Below are 16,138 nucleotides of genomic sequence, written 5' to 3'. Positions count from 1 at the left end.
CGGGTGTCTGCGCTAGACCGCTGCGCTGTCGGCGGTGACGCCGGACTTCGCGTCGGGTGCAGAGCTCGACGACGAGGCGTCGAGGTCCTTCAGCTGACCCTCGATGTAGCCGCGGAGCTGCGAGCGGTACTCGCGCTCGAAGTTGCGCAGCTCGTCGATCTTGTGCTCCAGCACGGAGCGCTCCTGCTCGAGGATCTGCATCTGTGCGCGCTGCTTGGCCTCGGCCTCGGCGACGACGCGTGCCGCGGTCGCGTGACCTTCGGCGATGAGTGCGTCGCGACGCTGAGCGCCCTCTGCGACGTGCTCGTCGTGCAGGCGGCGGGCCAGCTGGAGCAGGTTGTTGGAGCTCTCAGCCGTGTTGTCGGTCGACTCGGCGGCAGGAGCCGCGGCGGGGGCGACGACCGGTGCCGGTGCGGGAGCAGGCTCGGACTTGGCGAGCGCGGCGGGAGCGGACGAGCCGCCCTTCTGCAGCTCGGCGACCTTGGCCTCGGCCGCGGTCAGCTTCTGCTGGACCTCGTCCTTCTCCTGGATGAGGCGACGCAGTTCGACGACCACCTCATCGAGGAAGTCGTCCACCTCGTCCTGGTCGTAGCCTTCGCGGAACTTGGTCTGCTGAAACCGCTTCTGGACCACGTCTTCGGGAGTGAGCGCCATAGCGAACCACCTTCACTGTCGAATCGAAAATCTGTGTACAACGCCCCCACGCTAGCAAAGTCTGACCCAGTGGGTGAGACATGTTGTCATCGTCGGAGCTTCCCGTCAGGTGACGGGCGTTCTATCGTAGCCGCACAATCGTCGTGAACCCTGCGCGGGCACCGACGTCGGCGGCTACAGGAGCTGGACGAGCGTCATCGCGATGATGACGCACAGCATCGTCAGCGTCCAACCGAAGTCGAGTGCGACGGGACCGACCGCGACGCGCGGCAGGACACGGCGGAAGAACCGGATCGGCGGGTCGGTGACCGTGAAACTGAGCTCGGCGAGGACCAGGCCGACGCCCGACGGTCGCCACTGCGGGCGGAGTACCCGAGCCAGGTCGAGGATGAACCGCGCCCAGAGGACGAAGAAGTACAGGAGCAGCGCGAGATAGAGGATCGTGCCGATCACGGAGATGAGAGAAGCCACCCCTCGATTATGACTGAGCGAAGAAGGTCGCCTCGGTCGCTTCCGGTGCGCCCTGCCCGTTGTCGCCGGAAACGGCGACGTGCTCGGGCGAGAGCAGGAAGACCTTGCTCGTCACTCGCTCGATCTTCCCGTAGAGGCCCTGCGAGAGGCCACTGGCGAAGTCGATGAGGCGCCGGGCGTCGCCGTCGCTCATCTGCGAGAGGTTGATGATGACCGGGACACCGTCGCGGAAGCTCTCGGCGATGATCTGAGCATCGCGGTACTGCTTGGGGTGCACCGTGAGGATCTCGTTGAGGTCGGAGCTCGGGGCGACCGGCTGACGGACCGGGACCGGCTTGCGCAGCGGCGTCACGGGAGCGGCCTTCTCGACACGCTCGACCCGCTCGGCACGCTCGGGACGTTCCGTCCGGCGGGGCTCGGCCTGCTGCGTGGGCTCGGCCTGGGCAGCGTGCTGCTGCTCGTACTCGAGATCATCGTCGGCGAGCCCGAGGTACACCATGGTCTTCTTCAGTGGGTTCGACATCGTTTCCTCCGTGATCTGCGGTCCTTGCACCTTCGAGATTAACGTCACACCGGACGATTCCCGGTGATTGCCGTGCCGATGCGTAGGTGTGTCGCGCCGGCCTCGATCGCCTCGACGTAGTCGTGGCTCATCCCGATCGACAGGCCGTCGGCCTGCGGGGCGAGGGATCGCACCCGCGCGGACGCCGCGACGACCCGCGCGAACGCGGCGGCCGGCGGCTCGTCGAGCGGGGCGACGGCCATGACACCTCGCAGGACGACACCCTCGGCCTCGAGCGTCTCCGTGGCGAGCGCTTCCAGCGCCGCATCGCCGACCACACCGCCGCGGCCGGGGTCGTCGGTCAGGTTCACCTGGAGGAACACCTCGAGGAGTCGGTCCGGTGACGAGAGCGCGCGCAGGAGCTCAGGCCGGTCGACCGAGTGCACGGCGTCGACGTATCGGCGCACCTGTCTGGCCTTGTTCGTCTGCAACTGTCCGATGAAGTGCCAACGCAACCCGAGTCCGGCGGCCGCCTGGGCCTTGTCGCGGGCCTCCGGGTGCCGGTTCTCCCCCACGTCGGTCACACCGGCGGCGGCGAGCTGCTGCACGAGCGCCACCGGATGGAACTTCGTCACGACGATGAGTGTCGGCTCGTGGGTGCGCCCGGCTGCACGGGTGGCGTCAGCGACGCGGCTGCGGATGGCCGCGAGGCGGTCGAGCAGAGCCGGATCGGGCTCCGAAGAGCCCGACCCGGCCGGGATGATCGTGTCTCCGCCCACTACTTCAGGAAGTCGGGGATGTCCAGCTCGCCCTCGTCGTCGAACGAGGGGTCGACGACGGCGGTCTCGACGACCGCTTCAGGCTGACGCTGCGTCGCTCCGGAGAAGGGCGACGACGCGTTCTGCCTGGAGCCCCAGTCGCCGCCGGAGGCGACCGGTGCTGCAGCAGGAGCCGAACGGTGCTCGGACGATTCGGAGGCGGTGTTGGCCGAGGTGCTGATCGGAGCACTGGGCGCCTCGTCCGAGGTGCTCATGACGCCGCCGGAGATGACCGCGTCGGCCGGTGAGGCCGCCGTCCTGGTGAGAGGCTCGCCACCGTCGAATCCGGCGGCGATGACCGTCACGCGCACCTCGTCGCCGAGGGTGTCGTCGACGACCGCTCCGAAGATGATGTTCGCCTCGGGGTGCACGGCCTCCTGGACGAGCTTGGCCGCGTCGTTGATCTCGAAGATACCGAGGTTCGAGCCACCCTGGATGGACAGGAGGACACCGTGGGCACCCTCGATGCTCGCTTCGAGCAGCGGTGAGGCGACGGCGAGTTCAGCCGCCTTGATGGCACGATCCGCGCCACGCGAGGAGCCGATGCCCATGAGGGCGGAGCCGGCACCCTGCATGACCGACTTGACGTCGGCGAAGTCGAGGTTGATGAGGCCGGGAGTGGTGATGAGGTCCGTGATCCCCTGGACACCGGCGAGGAGCACCTGGTCGGCGGTCGCGAACGCCTCGAGCATGCTGATGCCGCGGTCGCTGATCTCCAGCAGGCGGTCGTTCGGCACGACGATGAGCGTGTCGACCTCCTCCTTCAGGCGGGCGACGCCGAGCTCGGCCTGGGCCTGACGGCGGCGACCCTCGAAGCCGAAGGGCTTCGTGACGACACCGATCGTCAGCGCACCGATCGACTTCGCGATCCGTGCCACGACGGGTGCGCCACCGGTGCCGGTACCGCCACCTTCACCGGCGGTGACGAACACCATGTCGGCGCCGGCGATGGCCTCTTCGATCTCCTCGGCGTGGTCCTCGGCTGCACGGCGTCCGACCTCGGGGTCGGCGCCGGCGCCGAGGCCGCGGGTGATCTCGCGGCCGACGTCGAGCTTGACGTCGGCATCGCTCATCAGCAGTGCTTGCGCGTCCGTGTTGATGGCGATGAATTCCACGCCTCGGAGGCCGAGCTCGATCATGCGGTTGACCGCGTTGACGCCGCCGCCGCCGATACCGACGACCTTGATGACGGCGAGGTAGTTCTGGTTTGTAGTCACTTCAGGCCTCCGTGAGAACTCTCAACCTCTAGTTAAGGTTTAAAGTTATGCTGCGTATGCATTTTCTGTCCTGAGCACGACGTTAGGGCCCAGCCCCGACCGTGTCGGGACGCTTCCGGGCGTGTCGGCACATCGACGGGAATATCCCGGCGCGCTTCCTCAGCGGACGATCGCGGCGGACGGCGACGACACGTCGTACTGGTTCACCTGGGACGGGTCGGTGGCCGCCATCGTCTTGGCGAGGATCAGGGCCTTCTCGGCTGAGTCCGCCGCGCTCCCCCATACGACCTCGGCGGGCGAGTCCACGAGCGTGAGGGTGACGTCGTCCGCGGTCGAGGCCGAGACCGACGCCACGCGGGCGCGCAGATCCGTCGGCAGCGCCCGGATCACCGCGGCCGCGGCGACGAAGCCCTTGGAGGTCGGGCCGCCGGTGACCATGAGCGTGGGATACCCGGCGATCGGCTGGTCACTGCGCTCGATCGTGACCCCGGCTGCATCGACGAGGGTGTAGACCGACCCGGATTGCAGCACGCCCACCGGCTCGCGTTCGACGATCCGGACGACGAGCGTGCTCGGCGGCTGTGCTTCGAGGGAGTAGCTCGCGATGAGCGGGTACCCGACGAGTACCGCCTTGACGGCGCCGGCATCGACCAGCGCGAGCGGGCGACCCAGCTGGTCGCCGAGCGCCTCGGTGATCTCGGCCTGGTTCACCCGGCTCGCACCGACGACCTCGATGGTCCGGACGGCCAGCAGGGGCGAATAGGCTCCGGCGAGCGAGACGACGATCAGGACCCCGAGGATCGCGGCCGCGACCACCCAGGCCCGGTGGCGACCCCGCTTGCGGGCCGTGAACCGACGGATCTCCTGGCGTTCGTGGCGGCGTCGCAGTTTCGCGGCCTCACGCGGGGTGAGGAACGCCTCATCCTCCGGTTCGTCGGGGCGCTCCAGGGTCGCCGTCGCCGATGCCGAGGTCGTCGTCGCCGGTTTCGCCCCGCGCTTCGACGATGCTGCTGTCTTCGGCGAAGCTACCGCCGACTTCGACTTCGACTGCGGCTCCGACCCCTCGGGCTGAGCACCGGCACCCGACCGCTTCGGCCGGAGCCTGGCCGCGTCCAGCTCGATGACGTCCGTCTCCTGCTCGGCGACGGGCTCAGCGGGCGCCCCGGTGCGGTCGACCGGCGTGGACGCCGCCGGCCGCGTCTGACGCTCAGGTCGCGGATGGGCCGCGGGGTCGAAGCCGTCCGGGCGCTTCACCGGACGCCCATCAGACGGACTCGCGACCGGCGATGGCCTCGAGGAGCTGCGGCACGATCCGGTAGACGTCGCCGCATCCGAGCGTGATGACGAAGTCGCCGGGTCGCGCGACCGTCGCCGTGTACTCCGCGGCGCGCTGCCAGTCGTCGATGTACGCGACGCGGTCCGCGTCGGAGAACCGGGTCGACACGGTCGCACCGGTCACACCGGGCTCAGGGTCCTCGCGCGCGCCGTAGACCTCGAGCACGACCGTGTGGTCGGCGTACCGTTCGAGGGCGTCGGCGAACTCCTGGGCGAAGAGGCGGGTCCGGCTGTACAGGTGCGGCTGGTGGACCGCGATGATGCGCCCGTCGCCGACCACGGTGCGCGCGGCGGCGAGAGCGGCGGCGACCTCGGTGGGGTGGTGCGCGTAGTCGTCGTAGACACTGACACCGTCGACGACCCCGTGCAGCTCGAATCGACGCTGCGTCCCGCCGAAGGCGCTGATGCCCCGGAGCGCGTCCGCCGGGTCGAACCCGACACCGACGAGGACCGCGAAGGCACCGGCGGCATTGATCGCGTTGTGGTGCCCGGGCACGCGGAGTGTCGCCGCGTAGCTGGTGCCCTCGTAGCTGAGCTGGAACGAGACCGGGCCGGTGGAGCCGACGTCGTGCAGTCGGACGTCCGCGTCGGCGGCCTCTCCGAAGGTCAGTACCCGCTTGCCGTCGGCGGCCGCTCGGAGCGCCGGGGTGATCCGGACCGCGCCGGCGTCGTCCGAGGAGATGACGACGAGTTCGCGAGCCTGCTGGGCGAACGTCACGAACGCCTGCTCGAACGCCTCGAGCGAGCCGTAGTGGTCCAGGTGGTCGGGGTCGATGTTCGTGATGAGCGCGACGGCCGTGTCGTAGAGCAGGAAGGAACCGTCGGACTCGTCCGCCTCGACGACGAACAGTTCTCCGGCGCCTCTGGCCGAGCTCAGCCCGAGGGACTCGATCACGCCACCGTTGACGAAGCTGGGGTCGGCACCGAGCTCCAGGAGCGCAGTGATGATCATGCCGGTCGACGTCGTCTTCCCGTGGGCCCCCGCGACGGAGATGAGTCGCGTCCCGGCGGTCAGCCAGGCGAGCGCCTGCGACCGGTGCAGGATCGTCAGACCCCGCTCCTTCGCGAGCAGGTACTCGGGATTGTCGGCCCACAGCGCTCCGGTCACGACGAGGGTGTCCGCGTCGCCGACATTCTGCGCATCGTGGCCGATGGCGACCGGGACACCGAGCTCGCGCAGGGCCTCGATGTTCTTCGACTCTCGTACGTCCGAGCCGGTCACGCGCGATCCGGCGCTCACGAACAACCGTGCGATGCCGCTCATCCCGCTGCCGCCGATGCCGACGAAGTGCACGACGCCGAGGTCGGCGGGGATCTCGACGGTGGGGTCTGGCTTGATCACGGTGTCACGCTTTCTGGGAAGACTGGATCACCGGCCGCGCACGCGCTGCACCGATGGTTGGAGCGCCTCATCGATGAGGGCGATGACGCGAGCCGTGCCGTCGGAGACCCCGACGCTCTTGGACTGGGCGGCCAGGTCGTCGACCCGGTGCCGATCGCTCAGCAACGGGACGAGGTGCTCACGCACCCAGCCCGGCACGAACTGCGCGTCATCTACCATAACCGCTCCCCCGGCACGCACGACGTCGGCGGCGTTGAAGCGCTGCTCACCGTTGCCGACCGGGTAGGGGACGTAGACGGCCGGGAGCCCGACCGCGCACAGCTCACTGACGGTGGCACTTCCAGCGCGCGACACCGCGAAGTCGGCTGCGGCGATGGCGAGCTCCATCCGAGAGCAGTACTCGAGGAGGTGGTAGTGCTCGACACCGGGATCCGAGATCTCGCTCTTCGCGCCCGTGATGTGGAGCACCTGCCAGCCGGCCGCGACGACGTCCTCGGCGCTCTGGCTCATCGTCGCGTTGATCCGTCGCGCGCCGAGCGAACCGCCGGTGACGAGCAGCAGTGGCCGGTCCGAAACGAGACCGAACTCGGCGAGGGCCGACGGCCGGAGCGCCTCGCGGTCGAGCTCCTCGATCTCTCGACGCAGCGGCATGCCGACGAAGCGTGCGTTGCGGATGGGCGTGTGGTGGAAGGCGACGCCGACGTAGGGGGTGTACCTCGCGCCGAGCCGGTTCGCGAGGCCCGGACGCGCGTTCGCCTCGTGGATGACCAGCGGCACGCCGGCGCGCCTGGCCGCCGTATATGCCGGTGCGGCCGCATAGCCGCCGAAACCGATCACGACGTCCACCCGGTGCTCCTGGATCATCGCGACCACGGCCGCGACCGCCTGGCGGAGGCGACCGGGGAAGCGGAGCGCATCGACGTTCGGCCGGCGAGGGAAGGGCAGTTTAGGGATCGTGAGCAGTTCGTAGCCACGTTCCGGGACGAGTCGCGCCTCGAGGCCCTCCGCCGTACCGACCACCAGGATCGTCGCTTCAGGGTCTCTGGCGCGGAGTCCGTCGGCCACAGCCAACAGCGGATTGACATGGCCGGCGGTGCCGCCGCCGGCAAGGAGGTAGGTGGTCATCGGGTGACTCCGGAGGATTGGGCACGTCGAGCTGGTGACCGACGGGACTGCTGGGACGCGGGGCGCCCCCGCTCCCGGGCGAACGACAGGACGATCCCGATCGCGACGAGGGTGGTGAGCAGCGCCGTGCCGCCCGAGGACAAGAGTGGCAACGGCACGCCGAGCACCGGGAGGACTCCGAGGACGACACCGATGTTCACGAGCGCCTGGCCGATGATCCAGGCCATGACGGCGCCCGTGGTGATCCGGACGAAGGAGTCGTCGCTGGTGCGGATCACCCGGATGAACATGACGGCGAGGAAGACGAACAGCCCGAGGACGAGGACAGCGCCGATGAGGCCCAGCTCCTCGCCGATCGCCGCGAAGATGAAGTCGTTCGAGATCGCCGGCAGCCACCCATACTTCGCGCGCGAGTTGCCGAGGCCGACGCCCCACAGGCCACCGTTCGCCAGTGCCCATGTGCCGTGGGTCGACTGCCAGTCGGCGTTCTCGTAGTCGCCCTTACCGTCGCCGAAGAACGCCATGATGCGCTGCATGCGGTTGGCGCTCGTGACGGCCATGATGAGGAACAGCACGGCCCCCGCGACCACCGGGATCGCGATGTAGCGCAGTCGCACGCCGGCGAAGTACAGCGCCGAGAACACGATCAGGGCCATGATCACGACGGTCCCGAGGTCGCCGCCGAGCAGGACGAGGCCGATGGAGAGACCGGCGAAGGGGATGACCGGGATCAGAGCGTGCTTCCACTCGAGGAGACGCGGTTGCTTGATCGTCAGCACGAGCCCGAGCCACACGACCAGCGCGAGCTTGACCGCTTCCGAGGGCTGCGCGGTGAAGCCGCCGATCTCGATCCAGTTGCGGTTGCCACCGATCTCGTAGCCGAGTGGTGTGAAGACGAGCAGTTGCAGGCCCATGGCGACCAGGAGGAACGCCCACGCCCACTTCTTCCAGAACCGTGCCGGGAAGCGACTCACGATGAGCATGAGCGGAACACCGATCATCGCGAACGTCGCCTGGCGCCAGAACAGCCCGAAGTACCCGTCGCCGGCCTCGTAGGACTCCACGGAGGACGATGACAGCACCATGACGAGCCCGAGTCCGACGAGGAACAGCGTCACACCCAGCAGGAGGAAGTAGTTCTTCGACTCCGGACGCAGCACCTTGCCCAGCGAGATCCGTGCACTCGACATGCCTCTCGGCGATGTCGGCGCGTCGGGTGTCCCACTGCCTGAGGCGACCGTCGTCATCCGGGACGACGACGACCGCACGCGGCGCGGGTCAGCGCGAGGCGGATCGATCATCCGCCTCACCTCCCAGCTCTGCTTCGACGGCGGCCTGGAACAGGCGACCACGGTGTCCGTAGTCCGTGAACTGGTCCATCGAGGCGGCTGCAGGAGCGAGGAGCACGGTGTCCCCTGCCTGCGCGACCTCGGCGGCCCGGCGAACGGCCTCCGGCATGACGTGTTCAGTCTCCGCTGCGTCGACCTCGATGACGGTCAGCGTCGGCGCGTGTCGTGCGAATGCCGCGAGGACTTCCGAGCGGTCGGCGCCGATCACGACGGCCGCGCGCAGGTGGTCGGCGTGCCGCTCCACCAGATGATCGATCGAGACGCCCTTCAACAGGCCTCCGACGATCCACACCACCGAGCGGTAGGCGGCGAGCGAGGCGTCGGCGGCGTGCGGATTGGTGGCCTTCGAGTCGTCGATCCAGTCCACCTCGAGCCTCCGGGCGATGAGCTGGATTCGGTGCGCGTCCAGATCGAACGACAACAGGGTGTCGCGCACGGCCTCGACCGTGATGCCGGCGGCCCGGGCGAGTGCCGCTGCCGCCAGGATGTTGGCGACGATGTGCGGAGCGGCGAGTCCGCGCTGGGCGAGCGCTTCGACCGTCGTGATCTCGAGGGCGCTCGTCCGACGGTCGTCGAGGAACGCGCGGTCCACCAGGATGCCGTCCACGACGCCGAAGTCGCTCGGTCCAGGCACGTCGAGGCCGAACCCGACGGCGCGGGCGCCGTCGACGACCTCGGCCTCCTCGACCATCGACATCGTCGCCGCGTCGGCACGGTTGTAGACGCACGCGACCTTCGTGTTCTCGTACACCACGGCCTTCGCCGCCCGGTACGCCTCGGCGGAGCCGTGCCAGTCGAGGTGGTCGTCGGCGAGGTTCAGGCAGACGCTGGCGAGCGGTGAGACGATGCTCCGACCGCCCTGCAGGCCGAGGGTGTGCAACTGGTAACTCGAGAGCTCGACGACGAAGAAGTCGAAGCCCTGCGGATCACGGACGGCGTCCAGGACCGGGACGCCGATGTTGCCGCAGGGCGCCGCGCGGAAGCCCGCCTCGACGAGCATCGACGCCGTCAGCTGAACGGTCGTGGTCTTGCCGTTCGTGCCGGTGACGCAGATCCACTCGGCCGGGGTGCCGACTTTGTCGCGGACCCGCCAGGCGAGCTCGATGTCGCCCCAGACGGCGACCCCGGCCGCCTGCGCCCACGTGACGACGGAGTGGTCGGGGTGGAATCCGGGTGAGACGACGACCAGCTCCGGAGCGAACTCGACGAGCTCGGACGGAAGGGTCGACAGGTCCCGCTGGATGAGCCGTGCACCGATGACGCCGACGAGTTCGGCGCGCTCGTCCGCGGCCTCGCCTGCCAGGACCAGTACCTCCGAGCCGAGCTCGGTGAGGGTGTCAGCGACGGAGAACCCGGTCATCCCGAGCCCCAGGACCGCGACCCGGAGTCCACGCCAGTCGGCGTGCCAGCTGCGGAGCCCGTCGAGGCGCTCAGCGCTCATCGGCTCAACCACTCGAGGTAGAAGGACCCCACGCCCGCCGCGACGAGCAGACCACCGATGATCCAGAAGCGGACGACGACGGTGACCTCGGCCCAACCCTTGAGCTCGAAGTGATGGTGGATGGGGCTCATGAGGAAGATGCGCTTGCCACGGGTCGCCTTGAAGTAGACCCGCTGGACGATCACGGAACCGGCCTCGATCACGAAGAGACCACCGACGAGCACCAGGAGGAGTTCGGTCTTGCTGAGGATGGCCAGGGCCGCGAGCGCTCCACCGAGCGCCAACGAACCGCTGTCACCCATGAAGATCTGTGCCGGCGAGGTGTTCCACCAGAGGAATCCGATGAGCGCACCCACGATCGCCGCGGCGACCACGGCGAGGTCGAGTGGATCCCTGACGTCGTAACACTTGTAGGCCACGTCGGAGGCGAGCGAGGAGCTGAAGCACGACTGGTTGAACTGCCAGAACCCGATGATGATGTACGAGCCGATCGCGAGGATCGAGGCGCCGGTGGCGAGCCCGTCGAGCCCGTCGGTGACGTTCACACCGTTCGACGTCGCGGCCACGATCACCGAGGTCCAGAGGATGTACAGCAGGATGCCGATCACCGGGATGCCGATCGCCATGAAGTTGATCGGGATGTCGCGGATGATCGAGATGTTCGTCGACGCCGGGGTGAACCCCTCGGTGTTCGGGAAGTTGATCGCGAGGACCGCGAAGACCGTCGCGACGATGAGCTGTCCGGCGACCTTCGCCCACCCGCCGAGGCCGAGGCTCTGCTTCTTCCGGACCTTCAGGAAGTCGTCGATGAACCCGACGATGCCGAGTCCGACCATCATCAGCAGGACCAGGAGCGCCGAGACGCCGACCTGCTCCTGGAAGATCAGATAGCTCGCGAAGAAGCCGACGAGGGTGCCGACGATGATGATGACGCCGCCCATCGTCGCGGTTCCGCGCTTCGTGTGGTGGCTCTGTGGTCCGTCGTCACGGATGAACTGGCCCCAGGCCAGCTTGCGGAACGCTCTGATGAAGAGCGGGGTCAGGAAGAGGGAGAACGCCAGCGAGATCGCTCCCGCGGCCAACAGGACTCTCATGCGTACAACTCCCCCAGTCGATCGCCCAGCAACCGGAGCCCGGCCGCGTTCGACGATTTCACGAGCACGGTGTCGCCCGGGGCGATCTCCGCGCTCAAATACGCGAACGCCTCGTCCGCGGTCGCGAAGTACACCGACTCGCCGTCCCACGACCCTTCGTTGATCGCGGTGATGTGCATGCGGCGGGCCTCGGGGCCGACCACGACGAGGCGGCCGATGCCGAGCCGGACGACCTGGAGTCCGATCCGGTCGTGTTCCTCGCCCGCCCAGTCGCCCAGTTCGCTCATGGCACCGAGCACCGCGATGGTCCGGCCGCGTTCAGCGCCGATCTGGGCGAGGGTCCGGATGGCGGCCGACATCGAGTCGGGGCTCGCGTTGTAGGCGTCGTTGATGATGGACACGTCGTCGCGTCCGCCGAGGGGCTCCATCCGCCACCGCTCCGCCCGGCTCACGCTCTCGAGGGCGTCGACGATGAGGTCGATCTCCACACCGAGTTCGTGGGCGGCTGCGGCCGCGGCGAGGGCGTTCATGACGTGGTGCTCACCGAGCACCTTGAACCGGACGGGTGCAGAGGAGCCGTCGGGCAGGTGCAGCGTGAACGCGGTTCCGGACGCCGTCGCGACGACGTCCGTCGCTCGGACGGCGGCGCGGTCGTCGAGGCCGAACCAGAGCACGCGTGCCCGGGTGGCATCGGCCATACCGGCCACCCGTGGATCGTCGAGGTTGAGGACGGCGACGTCCTCCGGGAGCAGCTCGGACACCATCTCGGTCTTCGCCGTGACGGTCGCTTCGATCCCGCCGAACTCCCCCGCGTGGGCGAGTCCGACCTTCAGGACCACGCCGATGTCGGGCTTCGCCATACGGATGAGTCGGGCGATCTCGCCGATGCCGCTGGCACCCATCTCCGCGACGAGGAACCGCGTCTCGTCCGTCACGCGCAGCATGGTGATCGGCGCTCCGACCTCGTTGTTGAAGGAGGCCTTGGGGCTGACCGTCTCCCCGACGCGCTCGAGGACCGCGGCGAGGAGGTTCTTGGTCGTGGTCTTGCCGTTGGAGCCGGTGATACCGACGATCCGGAGTCGTCCGAGCGCGCGCACCCTCGTGATGACCTCGGTGGCGAGGGCGCCGAGGGCGGTCACGGAGTCCTCGACGACGATCTGCGGTACGGCGACGGCCAGTTCTCGTTCGACGATCAGCAGAGCTGCGCCGTTCGCGATCGCGGCATGGGCGAACAGATGTCCGTCGGTCTCCTCGCCGGGCTTCGCGACGAAGATGTCGCCGGGCGTGACGAGTCGGGAGTCGGTGTCGGCGACGCCCGACACGACGAGACCGGGGTCCGCCGAACCGGGGATCAGTCGACCGTCGGTCGCCGCGGCGATCTCGGTGAGGGTCAGGTCGATCATCAGAGCCACCCTGCCTCACGCAGCGCCTCACGCGAGTCGTCGCGCGCCGAGTAGGGGTGCTTCACCCCGGCCACCTCGTGGTAGTCCTCGTGCCCCGGTCCGGCGTAGAGGATGGTGTCGCCCTGACCGGCCAGCGCCAGGGCCGTGCGGAACGCGGTCGCCGGATCCGCGACCTCGTGCAACTCACCGTCCGGCGCGGCGTCACGGGCGGCCTCGAGGAGCACGCGTCGGATCGACGCCGGGTCTTCGCTCCGTGGATGGAAGTCGGTGACCACCACGACGTCGGCCCCCCGGGCGGCGATCGCACCCATGTCGCGACGCTTCGTCGTGTCGCGGTCTCCGTCGGCGCCGAACACCATGATCACGCGGCCCGGTGTGACGGCCCTGATCGCCGCCAGGGTGTTGAGGAACGCGTCGGGGCTGTGCCCGTAGTCGATGTACACGACCGGGCCGCGGTCGCCGCTGATCCGCTCGGCACGCCCGGGGATGTAGGCGTCGATCCCACCGTCCCGCTCGAGGGCCTGGGCGATCATGTCGAACTCCACCCCGGACTCGACCAGCATCACGATCGCGAGCGCGGCGTTCGCCGCCATGAACCAGCCGAGCAGCGGCACGCTCGTCACGAGCACCTGGTCGCCGGGGCCGTCGAGGCGGAACGTCGTGGAACCGGCGGTCTCCTCGAGGATCGTCATGCGCCAGTCGGCGTCGACCTCCGGACGGGTCGTCAGGGTCGTCACGGGGATCCGGCTCTGCTCGACGAGCCGGCCGCCCCACTCGGAATCGATCGTGACGACGCCTCGTCGGGCGCGATCGGGTTCGAACAGCTCGCGTTTGGCCGCGAAGTACTCGTCGAAGTCGCCGTAGTCGTCGAAGTGGTCGTGACTGAGGTTGGTGAAGCCGACGACGTCGAAGACGATGCCGTCGACGCGGTGCCTGGTCAGCGCCTGGGCGGAGACCTCGATGGCGACCGCGCGCACCTCGGACTCGCGCATGCGCGCGAGCAGCGCGTGCAGCTCGCTGGCCTCCGGCGTCGTGAGGGAACTCGTGACCGCGAGGTCGCCGATGCGCCGCTCCGCCGTCGAGCTCAGCCCGGAGACGATCCCGAGTTGCGCGAGCATGCCGCTCAGGAGGTAGACCACGCTCGTCTTGCCGTTGGTGCCGGTCACGCCGAACAGCGTCGGTGGCTCCTCGGCGGTGCGGTAGACCCAGGCGGCGAGGTGTCCGAGGGCGGCGCGCGGCTCCGGCACCACAATGATCGGCAGGCCGGCGGCAGCCGCCAGCTCTCGTCCGGCGTCGTCGGTCAGCACGGCGACCGCGCCGCGTTCCTTCGCCTGCTCGGCGTATGCGGCACCATGGGCGCGGACACCCGGCATGCCGATGTAGAGGTCACCGGGCTCGACGGCACCGGAGCTCAGGCTGACACCGCTGATCTCCACGCCGTCGGCAGAGCCGTGCAGGTCGAGGTCGAATTCGGTCACCAGCTGCGAGAGCGCCCGCCGTTGCGGATGTTCCGGCCTGAGGCTGATCGGGCCCTGATTGTTCACGCTGAGCCCATCCTTCATGAGGTCGTTCAAAAACTGAGCGGCAGGTTCGGTGCCGGCTCCGTGGACGGCTGCACTCCCCTGCTCTTCAGCACCTGGGTGGTCACATCCCGGAAGATGGGAGCGACTGCAGCCGATGAATTCATCTTAACCGGGTCGGCCAGGTTCACCGAAACGACGAACTGCGGCGCCTCCGCAGGAGCGAAACCGGCCATCGAGACGAGGTAGCTCGAGCTGTAGCCGCCATCGCCGTCGGGCTGCTGTGCGGTACCGGTCTTCATCGCCACCCGGTAGCCGGGGACGTCGACGTTCTTGGCCACCCAGCTCTCCTGGTCGACCATCTCGAGCATCTCGCTGACCTGCTTCGCCGCGTCGGCGGAGACGACCTGGGTTCCGGTCGCGTCGGGGACGTCGGTCATGGTGCCGTCGGCGTTCCGGCACCCCTCGACCAGCTGGACGGGCATGCGTACACCGCCGTTCGCGATCGTCTGGTACAGGCTGGCGCCCTGGATCGCGGTCGTCGAGAACCCCTGACCGAACATGGTCGCGTAGTCCGTCTGGTTGTCCCAGTCCGCAGGGTCCGCCATGAGGCCACCGGACTCGCTCGGGAAGCCGACCTCGGTCTTCTGCAGCTGACCGAACTTCTGGAAGTACGCGTAGCGGGTGTCGGCGCTCATCTTCTCGCCGAACTGCGAGATCCCCGTGTTGGACGATTCGACCATGACACCAGACAGGGTGAGGTTCAGATCCGCGTGGAACTCGCTGTCGTTGATGTCGGCACCGTTCGAGGGCTTGTACCGGAACGGAGCGACCACCTGGGAGTTCGGATTCGCGACACCCTGATCGATGAGCGCCGCGGCGGTGAGCGACTTGTACGTCGATCCTGGTTCGAACGGCGCGGCGAAGGCCCGTGAGCCTCGGTCCTCGGACGGCGTCGCGCTGACGTTGCCGGGGTCGACGGCCGGGTACTCGGCGACGGCGAGGAGCTTGCCGGTCTTGACCTCCATGACCGTGACGACGCCCCAGCTCGCACCGACCGCTTCGGCCTGCGCGGTGAGCGACTGCTGCGAGAACCACTGGATGTCCTTGTCGAGCGTGAGCACGACGTCGCCGCCGTCCTTCGCCGGCTTCGTCACCGTGGTACCGGGGAGCGGGAGACCGCCGCTGCCCTTCTCGTACGTCGTGCGACCGTCCTTGCCGGCGAGGCAGGAGTTCTCCATGAGTTCGACGCCCGCCTGGGCCTCGCCCTCCTCACCCACGAAGCCGACGATGTTGCCGGCGACGGCACCGTTCGGGTACACCCGGTAGGGCTCTTCCTTGAAGGTCGTCCACGGGATCTCCAGCGCCTTGAGCGCTCGGAGCTGGTCGAGCGTGAGCTTCTTCGCGATGAGGGCGTAGAGCGAGTCCTTGTCCGCGGCGAGGGCGTCCGTGATGAGCGCGAGGACCTCCGGACCGGGCTTGCCGATGATCGCGCCGATCTCGTTCGTCGCCTGCTCGAGGGTGATCGTCTGCTCGGCGCCGTCGACGTCGCGTTCGAACGGACCGGCGTCCTTCGGAGATGCCGCCATGCTGTACCGCATGACCGCTTCGGCGAGCACCGAACCGTCGGAGGCGAGGATGTTGCCGCGGGTGGCGAGGATCGTGTCGCCCGTCTCGGTCTTCTCGAGGGATTCCGCGCTCAAGGCACTCGCGCGGACCACTTGGATGTCCACCAGACGGAGGACGAAGAGCGTCATCACGATGGAGACCGCGACGATGGTGAACGCGAGGCGTCGGCGCGTGGTCTTCGTGTGTCTCACCATGATGCCCGCACCGCGTCCTCTCCCGACGTCGCACCTCCGAGCAG

The 16,138-nt window shown here is 68.6% G+C and carries 14 protein-coding genes; all 14 read right to left on the bottom strand.

All coding sequences use genetic code 11. The features are described 5' to 3' along the window. Positions 1–12: 12 nt before the first annotated feature. On the bottom strand, positions 13–654 hold the full coding sequence (locus QRN19_RS12045; RefSeq protein ID WP_285027199.1) for a DivIVA domain-containing protein: 642 nt from the start codon (positions 652–654) through the stop codon (positions 13–15). 174 nt (positions 655–828) lie between these two features. After that, a complete protein-coding gene (locus tag QRN19_RS12040) occupies positions 829–1,125 on the bottom strand; it encodes a YggT family protein (RefSeq protein ID WP_285027197.1) in 297 nt (98 codons plus the stop codon). A gap of 7 nt (positions 1,126–1,132) precedes the next feature. Continuing rightward, a complete protein-coding gene (locus tag QRN19_RS12035; protein WP_056005444.1) occupies positions 1,133–1,648 on the bottom strand; it encodes a cell division protein SepF in 516 nt (171 codons plus the stop codon). A gap of 44 nt (positions 1,649–1,692) precedes the next feature. After that, a complete protein-coding gene (locus tag QRN19_RS12030) occupies positions 1,693–2,406 on the bottom strand; it encodes a YggS family pyridoxal phosphate-dependent enzyme (protein ID WP_285027196.1) in 714 nt (237 codons plus the stop codon). Continuing rightward, positions 2,406–3,662, bottom strand: a complete 1,257-nt coding sequence (gene ftsZ / locus QRN19_RS12025) for a cell division protein FtsZ (RefSeq protein ID WP_285027195.1) — start codon at positions 3,660–3,662, stop codon at positions 2,406–2,408. The genes QRN19_RS12030 and ftsZ overlap by 1 nt, the downstream gene beginning before the upstream one ends. A 159-nt stretch (positions 3,663–3,821) precedes the next feature. Beyond that, positions 3,822–4,916, bottom strand: coding sequence for a cell division protein FtsQ/DivIB (locus QRN19_RS12020; protein ID WP_285027194.1), 1,095 nt, complete (start codon positions 4,914–4,916; stop codon positions 3,822–3,824). Between the two features lie 10 nt (positions 4,917–4,926). Then, positions 4,927–6,339, bottom strand: a complete 1,413-nt coding sequence (gene murC / locus QRN19_RS12015; protein ID WP_285027193.1) for a UDP-N-acetylmuramate--L-alanine ligase — start codon at positions 6,337–6,339, stop codon at positions 4,927–4,929. A 27-nt stretch (positions 6,340–6,366) separates the two neighbouring features. After that, positions 6,367–7,464 carry a UDP-N-acetylglucosamine--N-acetylmuramyl-(pentapeptide) pyrophosphoryl-undecaprenol N-acetylglucosamine transferase gene (locus QRN19_RS12010; RefSeq protein ID WP_285027192.1) on the bottom strand — a complete coding sequence of 366 codons (1,098 nt, stop codon included), beginning with the start codon at positions 7,462–7,464 and terminating at the stop codon, positions 6,367–6,369. Next, positions 7,461–8,654, bottom strand: a complete 1,194-nt coding sequence (ftsW, locus tag QRN19_RS12005; RefSeq protein WP_285027191.1) for a putative lipid II flippase FtsW — start codon at positions 8,652–8,654, stop codon at positions 7,461–7,463. The genes QRN19_RS12010 and ftsW overlap by 4 nt, the downstream gene beginning before the upstream one ends. Before the next feature lie 88 nt (positions 8,655–8,742). After that, entirely contained in the window at positions 8,743–10,254 is a 1,512-nt protein-coding gene (gene murD / locus QRN19_RS12000) for a UDP-N-acetylmuramoyl-L-alanine--D-glutamate ligase (RefSeq protein WP_285027189.1), read from the bottom strand. Continuing rightward, the gene (mraY, locus tag QRN19_RS11995; RefSeq protein ID WP_138947134.1) at positions 10,251–11,348 is read right to left on the bottom strand and encodes a phospho-N-acetylmuramoyl-pentapeptide-transferase; all 1,098 of its coding nucleotides are present in this window, start codon (positions 11,346–11,348) and stop codon (positions 10,251–10,253) included. The genes murD and mraY overlap by 4 nt, the downstream gene beginning before the upstream one ends. Beyond that, positions 11,345–12,751, bottom strand: coding sequence for a UDP-N-acetylmuramoyl-tripeptide--D-alanyl-D-alanine ligase (locus tag QRN19_RS11990; protein ID WP_285027188.1), 1,407 nt, complete (start codon positions 12,749–12,751; stop codon positions 11,345–11,347). The genes mraY and QRN19_RS11990 overlap by 4 nt, the downstream gene beginning before the upstream one ends. Continuing rightward, positions 12,751–14,295 (bottom strand): Mur ligase family protein, encoded by a 1,545-nt coding sequence (locus tag QRN19_RS11985; RefSeq protein ID WP_285027187.1) that lies wholly within the window; start codon positions 14,293–14,295, stop codon positions 12,751–12,753. Before QRN19_RS11985 ends, QRN19_RS11990 begins: the two co-directional genes overlap by 1 nt. 26 nt (positions 14,296–14,321) lie before the next feature. Further along, positions 14,322–16,094 (bottom strand): peptidoglycan D,D-transpeptidase FtsI family protein, encoded by a 1,773-nt coding sequence (locus QRN19_RS11980; protein ID WP_285027186.1) that lies wholly within the window; start codon positions 16,092–16,094, stop codon positions 14,322–14,324. Between the last annotated feature and the right edge of the window lie 44 nt (positions 16,095–16,138).

Source organism: Plantibacter sp. ME-Dv--P-122b (assembly GCF_030209375.1).
Taxonomy (GTDB): domain Bacteria; phylum Actinomycetota; class Actinomycetes; order Actinomycetales; family Microbacteriaceae; genus Plantibacter.
This window is presented reverse-complemented; position numbering and strand designations above follow the sequence as displayed.

Excerpts from the sequence above, each read along its gene's own strand:
- QRN19_RS11990 (WP_285027188.1), bottom strand. The coding sequence starts at position 12,751 with ATGATCGACCTGACCCTCACCGAGATCGCCGCGGCGACCGACGGTCGA.
- QRN19_RS12010 (WP_285027192.1), bottom strand. The coding sequence starts at position 7,464 with ATGACCACCTACCTCCTTGCCGGCGGCGGCACCGCCGGCCATGTCAAT.
- ftsW (WP_285027191.1), bottom strand. The coding sequence starts at position 8,654 with ATGTCGAGTGCACGGATCTCGCTGGGCAAGGTGCTGCGTCCGGAGTCG.
- mraY (WP_138947134.1), bottom strand. The coding sequence starts at position 11,348 with ATGAGAGTCCTGTTGGCCGCGGGAGCGATCTCGCTGGCGTTCTCCCTC.
- QRN19_RS12035 (WP_056005444.1), bottom strand. The coding sequence starts at position 1,648 with ATGTCGAACCCACTGAAGAAGACCATGGTGTACCTCGGGCTCGCCGAC.
- murD (WP_285027189.1), bottom strand. The coding sequence starts at position 10,254 with ATGAGCGCTGAGCGCCTCGACGGGCTCCGCAGCTGGCACGCCGACTGG.
- QRN19_RS11980 (WP_285027186.1), bottom strand. The coding sequence starts at position 16,094 with ATGGTGAGACACACGAAGACCACGCGCCGACGCCTCGCGTTCACCATC.
- QRN19_RS12045 (WP_285027199.1), bottom strand. The coding sequence starts at position 654 with ATGGCGCTCACTCCCGAAGACGTGGTCCAGAAGCGGTTTCAGCAGACC.